The organism is Corallibacter vietnamensis (assembly GCF_039537875.1).
Taxonomy (GTDB): domain Bacteria; phylum Bacteroidota; class Bacteroidia; order Flavobacteriales; family Flavobacteriaceae; genus Corallibacter; species Corallibacter vietnamensis.
This window is the reverse complement of record NZ_BAABBI010000001.1, coordinates 573,671-591,760: the sequence shown is the minus strand read 5'-3', so window position 1 is coordinate 591,760 and position 18,090 is coordinate 573,671. Positions and strand designations below refer to the sequence as shown.

Below are 18,090 nucleotides of genomic sequence, written 5' to 3'. Positions count from 1 at the left end.
GTTGTACTTTATATTTTAAATACAACTCTTTTTTTTGCTAAATTGTCTCCTGGAGGAATTTAAAACTCAAACCGTAACTGTACACTGACTTCTTTTTTGGGCTCCGTTTGTTTTGGCTTTTTTTCAGTGTTGAGGTTTGATAATGAAATACCTAAAAGCCTTACCGAGTTTTGTAGTTTTTCTTGGTATAATAGGTCTTTTGCGGTTTCTAGAATAATGCTTTTGTCACTTATAAAATAAGGTAAGGTTTTGCTTCTGGTTTGTAGCGTAAAGTCACTATACTTTATTTTTAGGGTTACCGTTTTTCCGGAAACACCACTTTTATTGAGACGGCGAGAAACTTCTTCGGCAATATGGTCTAATTTTTCTAGCATAAATACTTCAGATGATAGATTCTCACTAAAGGTACGTTCAGCAGCAAGTGATTTTCTAATACGGTTAGGCTTTACTTCACTGGTATGAATACCACGAACTACATAATAATAGTATCTGCCAGATTTACCAAAATGTGTGTCAAGGTATTCTAGAGATTTACTTTTCAAGTCTTTGCCAGTAAAAATACCTTTTTGATACATTTTTTCAGCGGTCACTTTGCCAACCCCATAAAATTTACGAATATCTAATGCTTCTAAAAAAGGTAGAACTTCTTCTGGTGTTACTGTTTTTTGTCCGTTAGGCTTATTGTAGTCGCTAGCCACTTTTGCAATAAACTTATTAATAGAAATCCCTGCTGAAGCCGTTAAACCTACCTCATCAAAAATACGCGCTCTAATTTCTTTGGCAATAAGTGAACCGCTAGGATTACCTTTTTTATTATTAGTTACATCTAGGTATGCTTCATCTAGAGAAAGTGGTTCAACCAAATCTGTATACTCAAAAAAAATTTTTCGGATTTTTTTTGAAATGTCATGATACCTATCAAAACGTGGTCTTACAAAAATAAGATCGGGACATAAACGCTTGGCTTTTACACCGCTCATAGCGCTTCTTACTCCAAATTTACGAGCTTCGTAGCTAGCCGCGCTTACCACACCTCGCTTGCCGCTGCCGCCAACAGCAAGAGGCTTTCCTTGTAATTCAGGGTTATCCATTTGCTCAACAGATGCATAAAAAGCATCCATATCTACATGAATAATTTTTCGAATTGGTAAATCGTTTGGCATGATGTAAATTTACTAATTCCTAGGAAGCAAGGATTATAAATTTTAAGTTAAAAGATGAAATAGATTTTCATTTTTTTGGAAAGCATATATGGAAGAAATAGAGCGAAAATTTTTAGTGAAATCATCAGCTTTTAAAGACGAAGCGTTTAAGAATACACGAATTATACAAGGGTTTTTAAATACACATCCTGCGCGTACAGTAAGAGTAAGACTTAAAGGAGATAAAGGATTTTTAACTGTAAAAGGTTTATCAAGCAATGATGGTTTATCGCGTTTTGAATGGGAAAAAGAAATAGCTGAAGATGAAGCAAAAAGTCTTTTAGAGCTTTGCGAAGAAGGTGTTATAGATAAGATGCGTTATGAAGTTTCTTATGGTGATCATATTTTTGAAGTTGATGAGTTTTTTGGAGAAAACAAGGGATTGGTTATTGCAGAAGTTGAGCTAAACCATGCTACAGAAGTTTTTAAAAAACCTTTATGGCTCGGTAATGAGGTTACAGGACACACAAAATACTACAATTCACAATTAAGTAAAAACCCTTTTAAACAATGGAATTTATGAAAAAAACAATACTCTTTACATTGATAGCTTTAGCGCTTGTATCTTGTAAAAAAGACACAAAAAAGCAAGAAGATCTTTCTAAATCGCCTGTAGAAGTTTCAGAAGAAATGACTCCAAGTAATGTTGAAAAAGAAGAACCGATTGAAAAAAAATCTGCTTCTATTTTAAAAAAAGAACTTACAAATAAAGGATACAAAATTTTTGATTACGTAGACGAGAAAACCCAAGACACCGTGCTAATGCAGCAATACTTTATGGTTTTTTTAAAAAAAGGACCAATTAGATCACAAAATGAAGAAGAAGCTGCAGCATTACAAAAAGCACATTTAGAACATTTAGGGCGTATGTATGATGAAGGTTACGCTGATATTTCTGGGCCATTTGGCGACGATGGAGATATAAGAGGCGTTACAATTTATAATGTACCAACACTAAAAATGGCTGATAGTTTAGCTAATTTAGACCCTATGGTAAAAGCAGAACGCTTGGTAATAGAGGTACATCCGTGGTGGGCTGCCAAAGGTTTTCCGTTAAGGTAATTACAAAATATAAGTAATTATGTAATACCATATAGCCAGTGTTAAAAAGGAAAGCGGTATTCCAATACTAACCATCATATTACTTAACCTAGGTTTTAGTCTATAAATACTACAAACTGAAGCAGCAGTAATCATAATTACCATCAAATGATGATTGGTATGTTATTAAAATTGATAATCAAGAGTTTATTGGGCATTTTGCACTAAAGCGATAAGTAAATTATTTGTGTAAAAACTCATAATCATTTACAACCTTGCATATTCTCACGCGGTACCAATCATACCATATTTCTTGCCCCTTTTGTTGAGCTAATATATGTTCAGTGTTTTGTTTCCATTGAGATATGGACTCAAGATCTCTCCAATAACTTACCGTAATACCAATTTTGTTTCTAGCAGATTCCATTCCTAAAAAACCATCTTGAACTTTTGCTAAAGACGCCATTTTGTTTGACATCTCTAGGTAACCGTTGGTGTTTTCTGTTTGTGTAGAAGAAAAAATTACAGCGTAGTAAGGTGTAAAATCTTTTTTCATAAAGCATGTTTACGTTTGTTCCAAGCAAGCACCTGAACACCTTTAGAATAGTGAGCTCTATGAGGTGAATTGTTTAAAATATGATTAAATTTTGGATAGCTTATATCTAATTTTTTTATAGCTAAAGTTTCCAAAGGCCATTCTGCATGATGCACATCATACGCAATTAAATGGTTTTTGTAATCTTGAAAAACAACATACCGCTCTGTCAACCAAAGATCAGTTTTGTCTTTTGAGATGGGTTGTATTGGCAAACGATATTCTGCGTAAAAAGAATCATTAGTGACAGCATTTTTAGATGAATAAGAAAAACTATTTCGACTCATTTTAGCATGCTGATAAGGGAATTTAGACAGTCTCTTTAAAATGCTACAAGACGATTTTTTACTGCCTTCCATATTTAAAAAATAAACACTTGGTTTGTTATTATGAATAATATAAGTTCGTAAGTTTATTTCGTGAAAGTCAGATATATGAGGTATTTTGGGAATTGCTCTAATTCCAATATGATTCATATCAAACGCAACTAAACTTACCCAGGCTTTTCCGTTTATTAGATCTATTTTGAGAGGTTTAGGCACAAAAGGTTGTAAGTCTTCAAGGGCAATTTCCCAATGTAAAAAAAGCGCACGATTCCATTCCTGATAAAATATCCAAGGGTTTTTTGGATAAGGAAATGACCTATGCCTAGTATGTTTTAAAATCTCTCTTGGTTTCAAAATTAATTTTTATAAATCCCGATATAGAGTTCGCCTTTATCATTCATAGATGCACGATACATGCCGGCAGTATTAAACTCCATAACCATATTGCCATGATTGTCAACAGCGATAATTCCACCATTACCACCTAGGTTTGGTATTTTTGTTTGAACGACTTCTTTAGCGGCCTCTTGTAAAGATAGTCCTTTATATTCCATCAATGCAGATATGTCATAAGCAGCCATAGCGCGAATAAAATATTCGCCCCAACCAGTGCTAGAGACAGCACATGTTTTGTTGTTTGCATATGTGCCGGCGCCAATTATAGGAGAGTCGCCAATACGTCCCCAGCGTTTATTGCTCATGCCTCCTGTTGATGTGCCCGCAGCAAGATTTCCGTTTTTATCCAAAGCAACACAGCCTACAGTTCCAAATTTAGAATCTTTTATTTTAGCATCATAAAATGCCATTTTATGATCGTTTTTTTCTATGGTTTCTTTTGCTTTTATGTGCTTTAAAGATTCAAATCTTTTGTCTGTAAAAAAGTAACTTGAGTCTACTTTTTCCAGACCTTGTTCAGAAGCAAAAGCATCAGCGCCTTCTCCAGAGAGCATTACATGTGGCGATTTTTCCATGACTAACCTGGCCAAATTAATAGGGTTTTTTACAGTTTTAGTTCCAGCAGAAGCTCCTGCATTTAGCGTTTTACCATCCATAATAGATGCGTCTAGTTCGTTTGTTTCAGCGTTGGTAAAAACAGCACCTTTACCGGCGTTAAATAAGGGTGAATCTTCTAGTATATTTATAGTTTTTTCTACAGCATCAAGACTTGTTCCGCCTTCTTTTAAAATATTATACCCTGTTTTTATAGCCTCTTCTAGCTTTTCTTTGTAAGCTTTTTCGTCTTCTGGTGTTAAGTTTTCTTTTAGAATAGTACCAGCACCACCGTGAATAACAATAGAAAAAGTAGAGGTTTGTACATTAGTGCTGTCAGGTTTTTTTAAGGTTTGTTTTTTAGATAAGGCTTTCAATTCAGATTCGTTCATACACCCAATACAAACAATAACCGAAAATAAAAGTAATAGGGTTTTCTTCATGATAAATGTGCTTTTATAAGGTGCATTAAAGTTAACATTTTTTAAAACTACAGATTAAGTTAAGCGACTTTTTATTAGTATATTCGCAAAAAGATTAGATAATAATAAAAAAATCAAAATTTATGCAAGCAGTTGCAAAAGATTTCGGAATTGAGAAAGCTTTACACGATTTAGGTGTTAAAGATATAAATGAAGGAACTTCAACAGGTTCTAATAGTTTTTCTAACGGAGACGTTATAGAAAGCTATTCTCCAGTTGACGGTAAATTGATAGGTAAAGTTAAAACAACTACCAAAGAAGACTATGAAAAAGTTATGGAGGCAGCAACATCTGCTTTTAAAACTTGGAAAACAATGCCAGCACCGCAACGTGGTGAAATTGTACGTCAATTTGGTGAAAAATTAAGAGAGCTTAAAGAACCTTTAGGAAAACTTGTTTCTTATGAAATGGGAAAAAGTTACCAAGAAGGTTTGGGTGAAGTTCAAGAAATGATTGATATCTGTGATTTCGCAGTAGGTTTATCTCGCCAATTACATGGGTTAACCATGCATTCAGAACGCCCAGGACATAGAATGTATGAGCAATATCATCCGCTTGGTGTTGTTGGAATTATTTCGGCATTTAATTTCCCAGTAGCAGTTTGGAGCTGGAATACAGCTTTAGCTTGGATTTGTGGAGATGTATGCGTTTGGAAACCAAGTGAAAAAACACCATTAACAGGTGTTGCTTGTCAAAATATAGCCGCTGAAGTTTTTAAAGCAAATGGATTACCTGAAGGAATTTCTTGTTTAATTAACGGAGATTATAAGGTTGGAGAGTTTATGACAAAAGATAAGCGTGTTCCATTAGTATCTGCAACAGGTTCTACAAGAATGGGTAAAATTGTTGCTCAAGAAGTAGCTGCTCGTTTAGGAAAAAGCTTATTAGAGTTAGGAGGAAACAATGCTATTATTGTAACGCCAGACGCTGATATAAAAATGACAGTAATTGGAGCTGTATTTGGAGCTGTAGGTACATGTGGTCAACGTTGTACAAGTACACGTCGTTTAATTATACATGAGTCTATTTACGATCAAGTGAAAAATGCCGTAGTAGATGCTTACAAGCAATTACGTATAGGAAACCCTCTAGATGAAAACAATCATGTTGGTCCGTTAATTGATACGGATGCAGTAAAAATGTATCAGCATGCTTTAGAAAAAGTTGTTGAAGAAGGCGGAAACGTTGTAGTAGAAGGTGGCGTGTTAGAAGGCGAAGGATATGAATCTGGTTGTTATGTAAAACCAGCCATTGCTGAAGCATCTAATGAGTTTGAAATTGTTCAGCATGAAACATTTGCTCCAGTATTATACTTATTAAAATATTCTGGTGATGTAGAAAATGCTATTGATATGCAAAATGGTGTTGCTCAAGGTTTATCATCAGCTATTATGACTAATAATTTAAGAGAAGCAGAGCGTTTCTTATCTCATGCAGGAAGTGATTGTGGTATTGCAAACGTTAATATCGGAACTTCAGGAGCTGAAATAGGCGGTGCTTTTGGTGGAGAAAAAGAAACTGGAGGCGGTCGTGAATCAGGATCTGACGCTTGGAAGGTTTATATGAGACGCCAAACAAATACAATAAATTACACTACAGAGTTACCATTAGCTCAAGGTATAAAGTTTGATTTATAGTATTTCAGTTTAAAATAAATTTAAAAAAGCCATTTTCTACAAAGAAAATGGCTTTTTTAGTTTTAAACCTAGAGAGATTATTTCATAAAATGAATTTCTGTTGTGTTGAATGAAATAACCAATTCTGTATTTGATAAGGAATTTGAACCGTTACATTTTATATAAAAAACAACCTTGATTTATAAAAAATGACTTTTTTAAAAAGCAAGGCTGTTTAAAATACTTGATTAATAGCACATCAAATATAATAAAATAATATTATATATTTTTTAATTGTCTGATTTTAAGAGTTTTTGTGCTTTGTGAATACGCTAGCTATATTTTACTTTTCGTAAAATACGAACAGATTCTTTGTAATGTTTGTAAGCATTTAAATCAAAATTTTTTAAATATGGTTTTGCTTCATACAGTTTATTTATAGCTTCATGAAACAAGTTTAAATAACAGATTAAGTACGTTGCTGGAAGGTTTTTTAAATCAGCTTTTTCGTTATTGTTTAGTGTTAATCCTTTTTTTAGTTTTTCTAAAATTTTGTTGTTGGTGTTGTATATATGATGTAGTACTTTTTTATCAAATTGCGGCGGTTGAAACAGTAGTTTTGTTTGTATTTGGTAATTTGCGTTGGGTTCAAATTGAATAATGGTTTCCTCTAAAGGATAATATTTATAAGAATTTTGAAGTCCTAAACTTACGTATTCAATAATTTTGAATGAGTTTTCATCATAAGAAATAGCAACTTCATCAAGGGTTGAGTAAAATAATCGAACCTGTTCATTGATAAGTTTGATATCAACCCTAGAAAAAAAGATTTCATCTTTAACCACTTTTTTTTGTCCAGACCAACAAACCACAAAATATTCTTTAAAAACTTTATATTGAGGTTGATAATCTTTTCGGTCTTTCATAAAATCAAAAACAGCATCTAATGTGTGTTCAATGTTGTTTTGAGAATGATTTTCTATGGCTTGTACAATTTTAGAGTTTACATCTTTAATTTCTATATCAAAAACTTTTGGTATGCTAATGCTGCCTTCTCTGAAAAAGACCGAACCACCATAATATTTCCAGATATTCTTTTTTAATGAAGTGATTTTATCAATTGGTCTAATAGTAACTAAACCAACAACCCTATAATCTGGTAAATGAGGGAAAGGAATGTTTTCATACTGTACTATAGGCGGATTAGTTAAGTAAGCGTTTATAAGATTTTGAATTTTACTATCATCAAAAAAATCAACGCCTACTATACTATTGTCTGCATCCTCAACACCAATAACGATATAAGAATTGTTTTTTGGGTTGCTATTAGATAATGCACAAACATGTTTTAAAAACTTGGCTTTTCCCTCTTTTTGACTAATATCAATTTTTCGCTTCTTATCATAAAAACTATTCTCATCATTATGAGCTAATAAGTTTTTAATAAGGAGGCGTTTATTAATCATAATAAATTTCCTGTGTCAACAAGAGGTTTTTTTTAGTTAAATGCGCATTAGTTCTTTTTTAAATCTAATCATAATTCTTTTTTTACGATAGTAGAGCTAGCTTGTGCTGTAGGAAACACTAGCAAATCAGCAATATTTACATGAGCAGGTCTAGATACTGTAAAGTAAATAATTTCGGCTATGTCTTCAGCTTGTAAGGCTTTGTAGCCTTTGTAAACACCATTGGCGGCTGTGCCACCTTTAAAGCGGACTTTAGAAAATTCTGTTTCTACCAATCCAGGGTTTATAGCGCTTACTTTTATACCAAATTCATTAAGGTCTATACGCATGCCTTCAGTTATAGCTAAAACAGCATGTTTGCTTGCGCAATATACATTGCCTTTTGGGTAAACTTCTTTGCCAGCAGATGAACCAATGTTAATAATATGACCAGATTGCCTCTCGGTCATTTGTGGTATAATGGCTTTACTTACATAAAGAAGTCCTTTTACATTAATATCCATCATAGCATCCCAATCGTCAGTATCTCCTGATTGTATTGGGTCTAATCCATGAGCATTACCTGCATTATTTATTAGAATATCTATGTTTTTAAAACTTTCGGGAAGCGACTCGATAGCTTTTTGAGTAGCGTTTTTATCACTTACATCAAAGTTTAATGTATACACAAGGGTTTGTTTTTGTAATGCAGACTTAACAATGTCTAATCGTTCTTGACGTCTTCCGCATAAAACAAGTTGAATACCGTGTTTTGCAAATTCATGAGCTGTTGCTCTTCCTATGCCGCTAGTAGCTCCGGTAATTAATGCTGTTTTTTTTAGGGTCATTTTTTGTGTAAAAAATTAATGTTACAATTTAATAGTTTTTTTGCATTTTATTGCTCAATATAAGTTATCCTTTTGTGATGTGTTATGGGACTTCATGGCCTTGGCAGGCGTCTAAAATTAAGAACCAATCTTCAGTATCTAAATGTATGTTGGTTGCGTTGTATGCATTTTTTAGGCGTTCTTTTGTTGTGGTGCCTATGACAGGAGTAATATTGGCAGGATGTTTTAGTATCCATGCTAAAAGTAACTGATCTTTAGTAGCGTTATACTTCTCTGTTAATCTCTCTAACTGTAAATGAATACGTGTAGTTTGCTCATTAGTGTCTTTAAAAACTGTTCCTAAAGGAGACCAACACATAGGCTTTATTTTTTTTGCCATTAAAGTATCTAAAACGCCGTCATGCATAGCAGTATGCTGTGTTAATGAAAATTCTATCTGGTTGACACTAATATTGGTAAATTGGCTTAATAGTTCTGTTTGACTTGTAGTAAAATTAGAAACGCCAAAGTTTTTAATTTTCCCTTGTTTTTTTAATATTGAAATTGCTTCAGCCACTTCTTCAGGCTGCATCAATGGGCTTGGTCTATGTAAAAGCAATAAATCTAAATAATCCGTTTTTAGGTTTTTTAAGCTATTTTCTGCTGACCAAATAATATAGTCTTTGCTATAATTGTAATGTTTGACCTGCAGTTTTGACCTAGAGTTTCCTGGAAGCTGAATGCCACATTTACTTATAAGTTGTATAGCGTCTCTTGTTATATTACTTTCAGTAAAAGCATTTCCAAAATCAGCTTCAGTAGTATAATCACCATAAATATCGGCATGGTCAAAGGTTGTGATGTTGTTTTCTAAACAATAATTTATGGTGTCTATCATCTCTGTTTTAGAGTGCTTTTTGCCCCATTGTCCCCATGTCATGGTTCCTGCAATTATTTTTGAATACATATTGCGGTGTTTTTTATCGGTTTGATTTTAGGCTTTATAAAAGTAAAAATACTCTTAAATCTCTTTTAAAACGCGATTTTTTAACCAATTATTAACAGCGGTACAGCAAAAATTTTAACAATTTGCAGTGCTCAAATAAGCATAGTATATTCGAGGTTTAAAAAAATTAAAGAATGATGGAAGAAACAAGTACAATTGATATTAAGGCAATTAACGAGAAGATTGAAAAGGAAAGTGCTTTTGTTGATTTACTTACCCTAGAGATGAACAAGGTAATTGTAGGCCAAAAGCATATGGTTGAACGATTATTAATAGGGTTGTTAGGACAAGGACATATTTTGCTAGAAGGTGTTCCTGGACTTGCAAAAACACTAGCTATTAATACCCTTTCACAAGCAGTTCACGGAAGTTTTAGTAGAATTCAGTTTACACCAGATTTATTACCTGCCGATGTTGTAGGTACATTAATTTACAATATTAAAGAGAATGACTTTACTATAAAGAAAGGACCTATTTTTGCAAATTTCGTTTTAGCAGATGAGATAAACCGTGCGCCTGCTAAAGTACAATCAGCATTACTGGAAGCCATGCAAGAGAAGCAAGTAACCATTGGTGATGAAACGTTTGTTTTAGATAAACCATTTTTGGTAATGGCTACTCAAAACCCAGTTGAGCAAGAAGGAACATACCCGCTTCCTGAAGCTCAAGTAGACCGTTTTATGCTTAAAACAGTTATTAAATATCCTAAACTGGAAGAAGAACAATTAATCATTCGTGCCAATTTAAAAGGCGCTTATGACAAAGTAAATCCAGTTGTTTCTGTAGAACAGATTATAAGTGCTCAAAAAGCTGTTCGTGAGGTTTACATGGACGAGAAAATAGAAAAATATATTCTAGATATCATTTTTGCAACGCGTTACCCTGAAAAATATAAGTTGGCAGATTTAAAGCCTCTGATATCTTTTGGTGCATCACCTCGTGGAAGTATCAATCTTGCTACAGCAGCAAAATGCTATGCATTTATAAAGCGTCGTGGTTACGTAATTCCTGAAGATGTACGCGCTGTAGTACATGATGTTTTACGCCACAGAATAGGAATTACCTATGAAGCCGAAGCTGAAAATGTTACTTCAGAAGACATTATCAACAAAATTGTAAACGAAATAGAAGTACCATAGAATTTAAGATTTTAGAATGACGAATCGCGGTTTTTTTAAAATCGTAAATCAAAAATCTGTAATCATAAATTGAAAAATGGATACGAAAGAGTTACTAAAAAAAGTACGAAAAATAGAGATTAAGACACGCCGTTTGTCTGATCATATTTTTGGAGGTGAATACCATTCTACCTTCAAAGGTCGTGGTATGACATTTTCTGAAGTGCGTCAATATCAATACGGTGATGATGTTCGTAATATAGACTGGAATGTAACTGCGCGTACCAACGAACCTCATATTAAGGTTTTTGAAGAAGAACGCGAACTTACCATGATGCTTATGGCAGATGTTTCTGGTTCAGAGTTTTTTGGTACAGAAACCCAATTTAAAAACGAAATAGTAACTGAAATAGCTGCAACTTTAGCATTTTCAGCAACTCAAAATAACGATAAAATAGGGCTCATATTATTTTCGGATGACATAGAGCTTTATATTCCGCCAAAAAAAGGACGATCTCACGTATTGCGAATTATTAGAGAGCTTATAGAATTTCAACCTAAAAGTAAACAAACCAATGTAGCAGAGGCTTTAAAATTTTTATCAAATGTGATGAAGAAAAAAGCCATTGTATTTGTGTTGAGTGATTTTATGTCTCAAGAATACAAACACACACTTAAAATTGCTTCTGGACGACATGATGTTACCGGAATTCGTGTATATGACAAACGCGAAGAAGAAATTCCTAATTTAGGTATGGTACAAATGCAAGACGAAGAAACAGGCGAATATATGTTAGTAAACACAGCGTCTAAAAAAGTAAGGGCTAACTATGCCAAATACTATCAAGAGCGTGTAGATTATTTTAAAGATAGCTTTACAAAATCAGGAGCAGGAAGCATAGACTGCCGCGTAGATGAAAGTTATGTAAAAAAGTTATTAGGATATTTTAAACGTCGCTGATAAAACGATTTTAGATTTATGAACAACAATTTTAGATATAAAAAATTTGCAATCAATAGTTTAAAACAATTAACGTTGTTTGCACTATTGGTTTTAATATCTAGCTTTTCATTTGCTCAAGTGTCATCATCTATAGATTCTACTAAAATTAGAATAGGAGAGCAAATTACGTATCAAGTTCAAGTAGAAGTAGACTCTACAGATCTTGTTGTTTTTCCTGAAGGGCAAACATTTTCTCCTCTAGAAATGATTGAATCTTATGATATTGACACAACAAAATACGACGCTAAATACAGCTTAATAAAAAAATATGGCCTTACACAATTTGATTCTGGGCATTACACAATACCAAGACAAAAAATTATTATTGGTGATAAAACCATATTTACAGATTCGCTAAAAGTTGAAGTAAATAATATTGTTGTAGACTCAACAAAACAAGGTTTGTATGATGTAAAACCATTCATCACAGTAGAAAAAAGTAAGACTAATTCGTGGAAAATCCCGCTTTATGTATTAATTGCTTTAAGTGTTGTAGGCTTTTTATTGTATTGGTTTTTATGGCGAAAAAAACCACTTACTGAAGAAGAAAAAATTGCACTACTACCACCATATGACAGAGCAAAACTAGCTTTAAAAAAATTAGATGAAAGTCATTATTTAGAGCATGAAGAATATAAAGAATACTATTCTGAACTTACTTTAGCCATCAGAAAATATCTTGATGAAAAAGTTTACGACCATGCTTTAGAAAGTACAACAGACGAATTGATTTCGCGACTACAATTACTTAAAGAAGGAAACCAAATAGATTTAAGCAAGGAAACAATCTCTAATTTAGAAAGTATTTTTAAACGTGCCGATTTAGTAAAGTTTGCAAAATCTGCTCCAGATAAAGAATTAGCAAAACTAGATAGAAAAACTGTAGACAACGAGATAGATCATGTAAAAGAGGTGTTGCCAGAACCTAGTGAAGAAGAAAAATTACTTAACGAACAATATAAATTAGAACAAGAACGTAAAAAGAAACGCCGTAAAGTTATTTTATCTGTAACAGTAATAATAGGTTTGCTAATAGCAACATTTGTTGGGTTTGGTTTAAAATACGGTTTTACTTATGTAAAAGATACTATTGTAGGTAATGATAGTAAGCAATTACTTGAGGGCGATTGGGTTCGAAGTGATTATGGTGTGCCACCAATAACAATATCAACACCTGAAGTTTTAAAGCGTTTAGAAGCCCCTAAAACAAGTACCCAAGGCCAAGTTACATCTTTTGGTTATCAAAATGCTTCAGATAACTTGAGTATTATGGTTAGTACAGCTACGTTACCACAACAACAGCAATTACAGCAGCCTCAACAAGGACAGCAAAACACTAACGAAAATCAAGTAAACTTGGTGGCTGTTTCAGAAGAAGCTATTAAAGCTATGGAAGCCAAAGGGTATCAAAATATTATTGTAAAACAGGAAAAATTTGTAACACCAAATGGCGCCGAAGGCTTAAAAACATATGGAACGGCAAACATTCCACTTGCTCAAAGTGATAATTTTATAGAGGGCGAATACATGATGTTTCATTTTACAGCACAAAATGTGATTCAGCAAATAATTATAAGCTGGGAAACAGATGATGTATATGCACAACAAATGGCAGAAAGAATGATGAACTCTCTAGAACTTAAAAAAGTAGAATAATGTTTGAAGGATTTGAATTTTTAAATAAAGAATTTTTCTGGTTGTTTTTATTACTACCATTAGCCTTGCTTTGGTATATTTTTAAGTTTAAAAAGCAAACGGCTGCTTTAAAAATATCTAGCATAAATGGGTTTAAAACAACAAACTCGTTTTTACCTAAACTAAAACACGCACTGTTTGTATTAAGGCTGTTGGCTTTAGGTCTTATTATAACAGCATTGGCAAGACCACGAACAGTTGATGTTTCTACAAAAACCAAAACAACACGAGGTATTGATATTGTTATGGCTATAGATGTTTCTGCAAGTATGCTTGCCAAAGATTTAAAGCCAAACCGATTAGAAGCTCTTAAAAATGTTGCAGCACAGTTTATAAAAGAACGACCTAATGATAGAATTGGTCTTGTAGAATATGCAGGAGAAAGCTATACAAAAACACCTATTACTAGTGATAAATCTATTGTATTACGATCTCTAAACGACATTAAATATAATAACATTATTACAGGAGGAACGGCAATAGGTATGGGACTTGCAACGTCCGTTAACCGCCTAAAGGATAGTAAGGCCAAAAGCAAAGTGATTATTTTGCTTACAGATGGTGTTAACAATACCGGATTTATAGACCCTAAAATAGCAAGTGAGTTAGCTGTTGAATATGGTATAAAAACCTATACCATAGGACTTGGAACAAACGGAATGGCTTTGTCACCTGTGTCAATGCTAGCTAATGGCGCATTTCAATACGGACGAGTTCAAGTAGAAATTGATGAAGCACTTCTTAAAGAAATTGCTGAAGCTACAGGAGGTAAATATTTTAGAGCAACAAACAATCAAAAGCTAGCAGAAATTTATGAAGAAATTAATAAGCTAGAAAAAACAGATATTGAAGAATTTAAATTCTACAACTACCAAGAAATGTTTCGTCCATTAGTGCTTTTAGCAGGACTTTTATTGTTGTTAGAATTGTTATTGCGTTTCACCATTTTTAGAAGTTTTATTTAAAATGTATCAATTAGAAGAAAAAATATGGTTTTGGATGTTGTTGGTTATACCAGCAATTATACTTTGCTTTTTGTTGCTTCAATTATGGAAACACAAAACACAAAAACGTTTTGCAGACAAAACCTTACTTAAAAAATTAAGTCCAGATCAATCACTGTTTAAATCTGTTTTAAAGGTCATTGTATTGTCATTGGCATTTGCATGTTTAGCAATAGCATTAGTAAATCCTAAAATAGGAACAAAGCTAGAAACCGTTAAGCGTGAAGGTGTAGATGTTGTCTTTGCTATAGATGTATCTAAAAGTATGCTAGCCGAAGACATTGCTCCAAACCGACTAGAGAAATCAAAACAACTTGTTACGCAAATCATTAATAATTTAGCTAGTGACCGCGTAGGAATTATAGCTTATGCAGGAAAAGCATTTCCACAATTACCAATTACTACTGATTATGCATCGGCTAAAATGTTCCTTCAAAACATGAATACAGATATGCTATCATCACAAGGAACTGCTATAAACGAAGCCATAGAACTAGCCAAAACCTATTACAATGATGATGAACAAACAAATCGTGTGTTAATTATTATTTCTGACGGCGAAGACCATAGTGAAGCAGCAGCAAGCGTAGCTGAAGAAGCTAGTGAAGAAGGCATCAGAATTTTTACAATAGGTGTTGGTGATGTAAAAGGAGGACCAATTCCAATAAAAAGAAACGGTGTTGTTTTAAACTATAAAAAAGACAATCAAGGAGAAACTGTTATTACCCGACTAAACGAAGAAACACTAAAAAACATCGCAGATGCTGCAAATGGTGCTTACATAAACGGAAGAAGCACAAACAGCGTTGTTGAAAGCATAAGAGATATTTTAAATAAAATGGATAAAAAGGAGTTTGAAGCCAAACAATTTGCAGATTTTAAAGATCAGTTTCAATGGTTTTTAGGACTTGCTCTTTTCTTCCTTTTTATAGATATTTTCTTGTTAGAAAGAAAAACAGCTTGGCTTAAAAAGTTGAATTTATTTAATGAAAACCTATAGTTTTACGCTAAAATCCAGCTTTTATAGACAAAAACAGTTGAATTTTATAAATTTTTTAACGAACAAAAAATCAGGGTTTTATAACTTGCTATTTGCAATAAAATGAACATGAAATACCTATTTACAATCATACTAACCTTTGTAACAATCGTTTCTTTTTCTCAAGAAAAAGAAGAACAAGAATTGCTGGCTATGCAAAAAGCCAACGATTATGTGTACCAAGGTAACGAAAAAGCAAATTCAGAAGATTATATTGCAGCTGAAATGGATTACAGAAAAGCCATTTCTAGTCAAGAAACCAATGTTGCAGGCGCATATAATTTAGGAACATCCTATTACAAAAAAGGAAATCTAGACGAAGCGCTTTATCGTTTAACACAAGCGGCAAAAAATGCTACAAACAAAGAAAATAAGCACAAAGCATATCATAATATTGGTAATATCTTAATGCAAAACAAAAAGTGTAAAGAAGCTGTAGAAGCTTATAAAAATGCATTGCGTAATAATCCTTCAGATGAAGAAACACGCTACAATTTAGGTTTAGCAAAAGAATGTGCTGAACAACAAGAAGATCAACAAGATCAAAATCAGGATCAAAACGAAGATCAAGAAAACAAAGACGAGAATAAAGATCAAGAAGATCAGAAAGACAAAGAAGGCGACAATAAAGAAGATAACAAAGACGAAGGTGATCAAGATAAAAAAGATGGAGAAGATCAAGAAGATGATAAAGGAGAGCCTAAAGATGACAAGCAAGACCAAGGTAAAGAAGGCGATAATGAAAAGAAAGAACAACAAAAACCACAGCAACAGCCAGGACAGTTATCACCGCAACAAATAAAAAACTTGCTTGAAGCCATGAACAATCAAGAAGAGAAAGTTCAAGAAAAAATAAATGCTGAAAAGCAAAAAGGAGTCAAAGTACAAACAGACAAAGATTGGTAAACAAACATGCTGAAAATCTTTAAATACATATCAATATCACTAATAGTACTTGCAACAAGTATAGCCTCTGCTCAAATTAAATTTGAAGCAAAAGTAAGTAAGAAACGTTTAGGCGTAAATGAGCGTTTACGTGTAGATTTTGAAATGAATAAGGATGGCGATAATTTTAATCCGCCAAGTTTTAACAACTTTATGGTTGTTGGAGGTCCTAATCAATCGGTTAGTAATTCTTGGATTAATGGAAAACGATCATTCTCTAAAACGTACAGTTACTTTTTAGCACCTAAAAGACAAGGTACATTTACCATACAGCAAGCTACTATTGAGATTGATGGTGAAACCTATAAAACAACGCCTGTTACCGTTACGGTAACCAAAGCTGTTGATAAACCTAAAGATGGTAATAATGCCGATTATATTGCTTCAGAGAATATTCATCTGGTTGCTGAAATATCAAATACAAATCCATACCTAAATGAAGCGATAACGGTTGTTTACAAATTATATGTATCACCAAATACTGGTGTAAGTAATTGGCGAGAAATAGATAACCCAAAGTATAGCGATTTTTGGAGTCAGAATATAGATATCAAAGGATTAAAAGTTCAGAATGGCACATACAAAGGCGAAGATTATCGCTATGTAGTTTTAAGAAAAACAGTCTTATATCCTCAAAAAACAGGAAAACTAGATATTGAGCCTTTAAGTCTTGATATTACAGTAGAAGTACCAACAAATCGTCGTGACATTTTTGGTTCTAGATTGGTAAATCAGGTACACAAAACAGTTTCAGCAGGGAATAGAACCATAAAGGTAAAACCATTACCAGAAACAGGAAAACCAGCAGGTTTTACAGGAGCTGTTGGTGAGTTTGATTTTAAAGTAATTACATCAAAAAGCGAGTTAAACGCTTCAGAATCTTTACAAGCTAAAGTTGAGGTTTCTGGTAAAGGAAACTTAAAACTTTTTGAGTTACCAAAGATAAATATGCCAAGTTCTCTAGAGGTTTATGAACCTGAACATTCAGAAAACGTGAGAACAAATCTAAACGGTATGCATGGTAGTATTTCTGATAGTTATACCGTTGTACCACAGTTTAAAGGAAAATATCCAATACCTAGTATTTCATTTTCTTATTTTGATTTAAAAACAGAAAGTTATAAAACCGTTTATTCTGACGAACAAGTGATTTCAGTTTTAGAAGGACCAACAAACACTTCTGAAAATCAAGATATAACTTCTACAAGCGGAAGCAAACAACGTGTTGTTGAGAGCAATAATCAGTTTGCTTTTGTTAAGACAGACCCTAACTTAATGCCTATTAAAAAACCACGTTTTTTTAGATCTTTAGGCTTTTGGTCTGCAATGTTTTTGCCTTTATTAGCGATACCTCTAGCTATTTTATACAGAAGAAAAAAGCAAGAGCGCGATGCAGATGTATTTGGTAATAAAATAAGAAAGGCTGATAAATTAGCTAAAAAATATTTAAGCGAAGCTAAAAAGGCATTAGGACAGAAAGAAGCTTTTTATGTGGCTCTAGAAAAAGCATTGCATAATTACTTGAAAGCAAAATTACATATTGAGACTAGTGATTTTTCAAAAGATAAAATTCAAAATCTATTATTAGAAAAGCAAGTAAGTCAAGCTACAATAGTTGAGTTTGTGAGTATTCTAAAAAACTGTGAATTGGCGCGTTATACACCTATTACACAAGTGGAAATGGAGCAAGACTATGAAAAGGCAGCAAAAACTATTTCAGCAATAGATAAACAAATACAGTAAACGTTTAAGAAGA

At 33.1% G+C, this 18,090-nt stretch carries 17 protein-coding genes; 10 read left to right on the top strand and 7 right to left on the bottom strand.

Annotated elements, in window-relative coordinates:
* Positions 1-59 precede the first annotated feature (59 nt).
* On the bottom strand, positions 60-1,163 hold the full coding sequence (gene dinB / locus ABD690_RS02710; protein WP_344726788.1) for a DNA polymerase IV: 1,104 nt from the start codon (positions 1,161-1,163) through the stop codon (positions 60-62).
* Between the two features lie 88 nt (positions 1,164-1,251).
* Between dinB and ABD690_RS02705 the strand changes: the two genes are divergently transcribed.
* Positions 1,252-1,725 (top strand): CYTH domain-containing protein, encoded by a 474-nt coding sequence (locus ABD690_RS02705; RefSeq protein WP_344726786.1) that lies wholly within the window; start codon positions 1,252-1,254, stop codon positions 1,723-1,725.
* Positions 1,722-2,264 carry a YciI family protein gene (locus ABD690_RS02700; RefSeq protein WP_344726783.1) on the top strand — a complete coding sequence of 181 codons (543 nt, stop codon included), beginning with the start codon at positions 1,722-1,724 and terminating at the stop codon, positions 2,262-2,264. Before ABD690_RS02705 ends, ABD690_RS02700 begins: the two co-directional genes overlap by 4 nt.
* 220 nt (positions 2,265-2,484) lie before the next feature.
* Here the strand turns inward: ABD690_RS02700 and ABD690_RS02695 are convergent, their stop codons facing one another.
* From ABD690_RS02695 to ABD690_RS02685, 3 genes are read right to left on the bottom strand one after another with little or no spacing between them, the layout of a single operon-like run.
* Positions 2,485-2,799, bottom strand: coding sequence for an antibiotic biosynthesis monooxygenase family protein (locus ABD690_RS02695; RefSeq protein WP_344726781.1), 315 nt, complete (start codon positions 2,797-2,799; stop codon positions 2,485-2,487).
* Complete coding sequence (locus tag ABD690_RS02690) at positions 2,796-3,518, bottom strand: YqjF family protein (protein WP_344726779.1); 723 nt, start codon at positions 3,516-3,518, stop codon at positions 2,796-2,798. The genes ABD690_RS02695 and ABD690_RS02690 overlap by 4 nt, the downstream gene beginning before the upstream one ends.
* 2 nt (positions 3,519-3,520) lie before the next feature.
* Positions 3,521-4,597 carry an isoaspartyl peptidase/L-asparaginase family protein gene (locus ABD690_RS02685; protein ID WP_344726777.1) on the bottom strand — a complete coding sequence of 359 codons (1,077 nt, stop codon included), beginning with the start codon at positions 4,595-4,597 and terminating at the stop codon, positions 3,521-3,523.
* A 122-nt stretch (positions 4,598-4,719) separates the two neighbouring features.
* Between ABD690_RS02685 and amaB the strand changes: the two genes are divergently transcribed.
* Positions 4,720-6,273 carry an L-piperidine-6-carboxylate dehydrogenase gene (gene amaB, locus ABD690_RS02680; RefSeq protein ID WP_344726775.1) on the top strand — a complete coding sequence of 518 codons (1,554 nt, stop codon included), beginning with the start codon at positions 4,720-4,722 and terminating at the stop codon, positions 6,271-6,273.
* 311 nt (positions 6,274-6,584) lie between these two features.
* On the opposite strand, the gene ABD690_RS02675 is transcribed toward amaB, so the two are convergent.
* The 3 genes from ABD690_RS02675 to ABD690_RS02665 all read right to left on the bottom strand — a co-directional run bounded on the left by ABD690_RS02675 (position 6,585) and on the right by ABD690_RS02665 (position 9,491).
* On the bottom strand, positions 6,585-7,718 hold the full coding sequence (locus ABD690_RS02675; protein WP_344726773.1) for an ATP-binding protein: 1,134 nt from the start codon (positions 7,716-7,718) through the stop codon (positions 6,585-6,587).
* 68 nt (positions 7,719-7,786) lie between these two features.
* A complete protein-coding gene (locus ABD690_RS02670; RefSeq protein WP_344726771.1) occupies positions 7,787-8,545 on the bottom strand; it encodes an SDR family NAD(P)-dependent oxidoreductase in 759 nt (252 codons plus the stop codon).
* Positions 8,546-8,627: 82 nt separating this feature from the next.
* Positions 8,628-9,491, bottom strand: coding sequence for an aldo/keto reductase (locus ABD690_RS02665; protein WP_344726769.1), 864 nt, complete (start codon positions 9,489-9,491; stop codon positions 8,628-8,630).
* Positions 9,492-9,667: 176 nt separating this feature from the next.
* Here ABD690_RS02665 and ABD690_RS02660 point away from each other — a divergent pair, with 176 nt between their 5' ends.
* The 7 genes from ABD690_RS02660 to ABD690_RS02630 all read left to right on the top strand — a co-directional run bounded on the left by ABD690_RS02660 (position 9,668) and on the right by ABD690_RS02630 (position 18,077).
* Positions 9,668-10,669 (top strand): AAA family ATPase, encoded by a 1,002-nt coding sequence (locus tag ABD690_RS02660; RefSeq protein WP_344729279.1) that lies wholly within the window; start codon positions 9,668-9,670, stop codon positions 10,667-10,669.
* A 76-nt stretch (positions 10,670-10,745) separates the two neighbouring features.
* Positions 10,746-11,609 carry a DUF58 domain-containing protein gene (locus tag ABD690_RS02655; protein WP_344726767.1) on the top strand — a complete coding sequence of 288 codons (864 nt, stop codon included), beginning with the start codon at positions 10,746-10,748 and terminating at the stop codon, positions 11,607-11,609.
* An 18-nt stretch (positions 11,610-11,627) separates the two neighbouring features.
* Complete coding sequence (locus ABD690_RS02650) at positions 11,628-13,307, top strand: hypothetical protein (protein ID WP_344726765.1); 1,680 nt, start codon at positions 11,628-11,630, stop codon at positions 13,305-13,307.
* Complete coding sequence (locus tag ABD690_RS02645) at positions 13,307-14,311, top strand: vWA domain-containing protein (protein WP_344726763.1); 1,005 nt, start codon at positions 13,307-13,309, stop codon at positions 14,309-14,311. Before ABD690_RS02650 ends, ABD690_RS02645 begins: the two co-directional genes overlap by 1 nt.
* 1 nt (position 14,312) lies before the next feature.
* The gene (locus tag ABD690_RS02640) at positions 14,313-15,350 is read left to right on the top strand and encodes a vWA domain-containing protein (protein WP_344726761.1); all 1,038 of its coding nucleotides are present in this window, start codon (positions 14,313-14,315) and stop codon (positions 15,348-15,350) included.
* Between the two features lie 108 nt (positions 15,351-15,458).
* Positions 15,459-16,295, top strand: a complete 837-nt coding sequence (locus ABD690_RS02635; RefSeq protein WP_344726760.1) for a tetratricopeptide repeat protein — start codon at positions 15,459-15,461, stop codon at positions 16,293-16,295.
* A 9-nt stretch (positions 16,296-16,304) separates the two neighbouring features.
* Positions 16,305-18,077, top strand: coding sequence for a BatD family protein (locus ABD690_RS02630; protein WP_344729277.1), 1,773 nt, complete (start codon positions 16,305-16,307; stop codon positions 18,075-18,077).
* The last annotated feature ends 13 nt before the right edge of the window (positions 18,078-18,090 follow it).

What these genes read in the sequence shown, in the direction of transcription:
- dinB (WP_344726788.1), bottom strand. Translation starts at nt 1,163, where the DNA reads ATGCCAAACGATTTACCAATTCGAAAAATTATTCATGTAGATATGGAT.
- ABD690_RS02705 (WP_344726786.1), top strand. Translation starts at nt 1,252, where the DNA reads ATGGAAGAAATAGAGCGAAAATTTTTAGTGAAATCATCAGCTTTTAAA.
- ABD690_RS02700 (WP_344726783.1), top strand. Translation starts at nt 1,722, where the DNA reads ATGAAAAAAACAATACTCTTTACATTGATAGCTTTAGCGCTTGTATCT.
- ABD690_RS02695 (WP_344726781.1), bottom strand. Translation starts at nt 2,799, where the DNA reads ATGAAAAAAGATTTTACACCTTACTACGCTGTAATTTTTTCTTCTACA.
- ABD690_RS02685 (WP_344726777.1), bottom strand. Translation starts at nt 4,597, where the DNA reads ATGAAGAAAACCCTATTACTTTTATTTTCGGTTATTGTTTGTATTGGG.
- amaB (WP_344726775.1), top strand. Translation starts at nt 4,720, where the DNA reads ATGCAAGCAGTTGCAAAAGATTTCGGAATTGAGAAAGCTTTACACGAT.
- ABD690_RS02675 (WP_344726773.1), bottom strand. Translation starts at nt 7,718, where the DNA reads ATGATTAATAAACGCCTCCTTATTAAAAACTTATTAGCTCATAATGAT.
- ABD690_RS02670 (WP_344726771.1), bottom strand. Translation starts at nt 8,545, where the DNA reads ATGACCCTAAAAAAAACAGCATTAATTACCGGAGCTACTAGCGGCATA.
- ABD690_RS02665 (WP_344726769.1), bottom strand. Translation starts at nt 9,491, where the DNA reads ATGTATTCAAAAATAATTGCAGGAACCATGACATGGGGACAATGGGGC.
- ABD690_RS02660 (WP_344729279.1), top strand. Translation starts at nt 9,668, where the DNA reads ATGGAAGAAACAAGTACAATTGATATTAAGGCAATTAACGAGAAGATT.
- ABD690_RS02655 (WP_344726767.1), top strand. Translation starts at nt 10,746, where the DNA reads ATGGATACGAAAGAGTTACTAAAAAAAGTACGAAAAATAGAGATTAAG.
- ABD690_RS02650 (WP_344726765.1), top strand. Translation starts at nt 11,628, where the DNA reads ATGAACAACAATTTTAGATATAAAAAATTTGCAATCAATAGTTTAAAA.
- ABD690_RS02645 (WP_344726763.1), top strand. Translation starts at nt 13,307, where the DNA reads ATGTTTGAAGGATTTGAATTTTTAAATAAAGAATTTTTCTGGTTGTTT.
- ABD690_RS02640 (WP_344726761.1), top strand. Translation starts at nt 14,313, where the DNA reads ATGTATCAATTAGAAGAAAAAATATGGTTTTGGATGTTGTTGGTTATA.
- ABD690_RS02635 (WP_344726760.1), top strand. Translation starts at nt 15,459, where the DNA reads ATGAAATACCTATTTACAATCATACTAACCTTTGTAACAATCGTTTCT.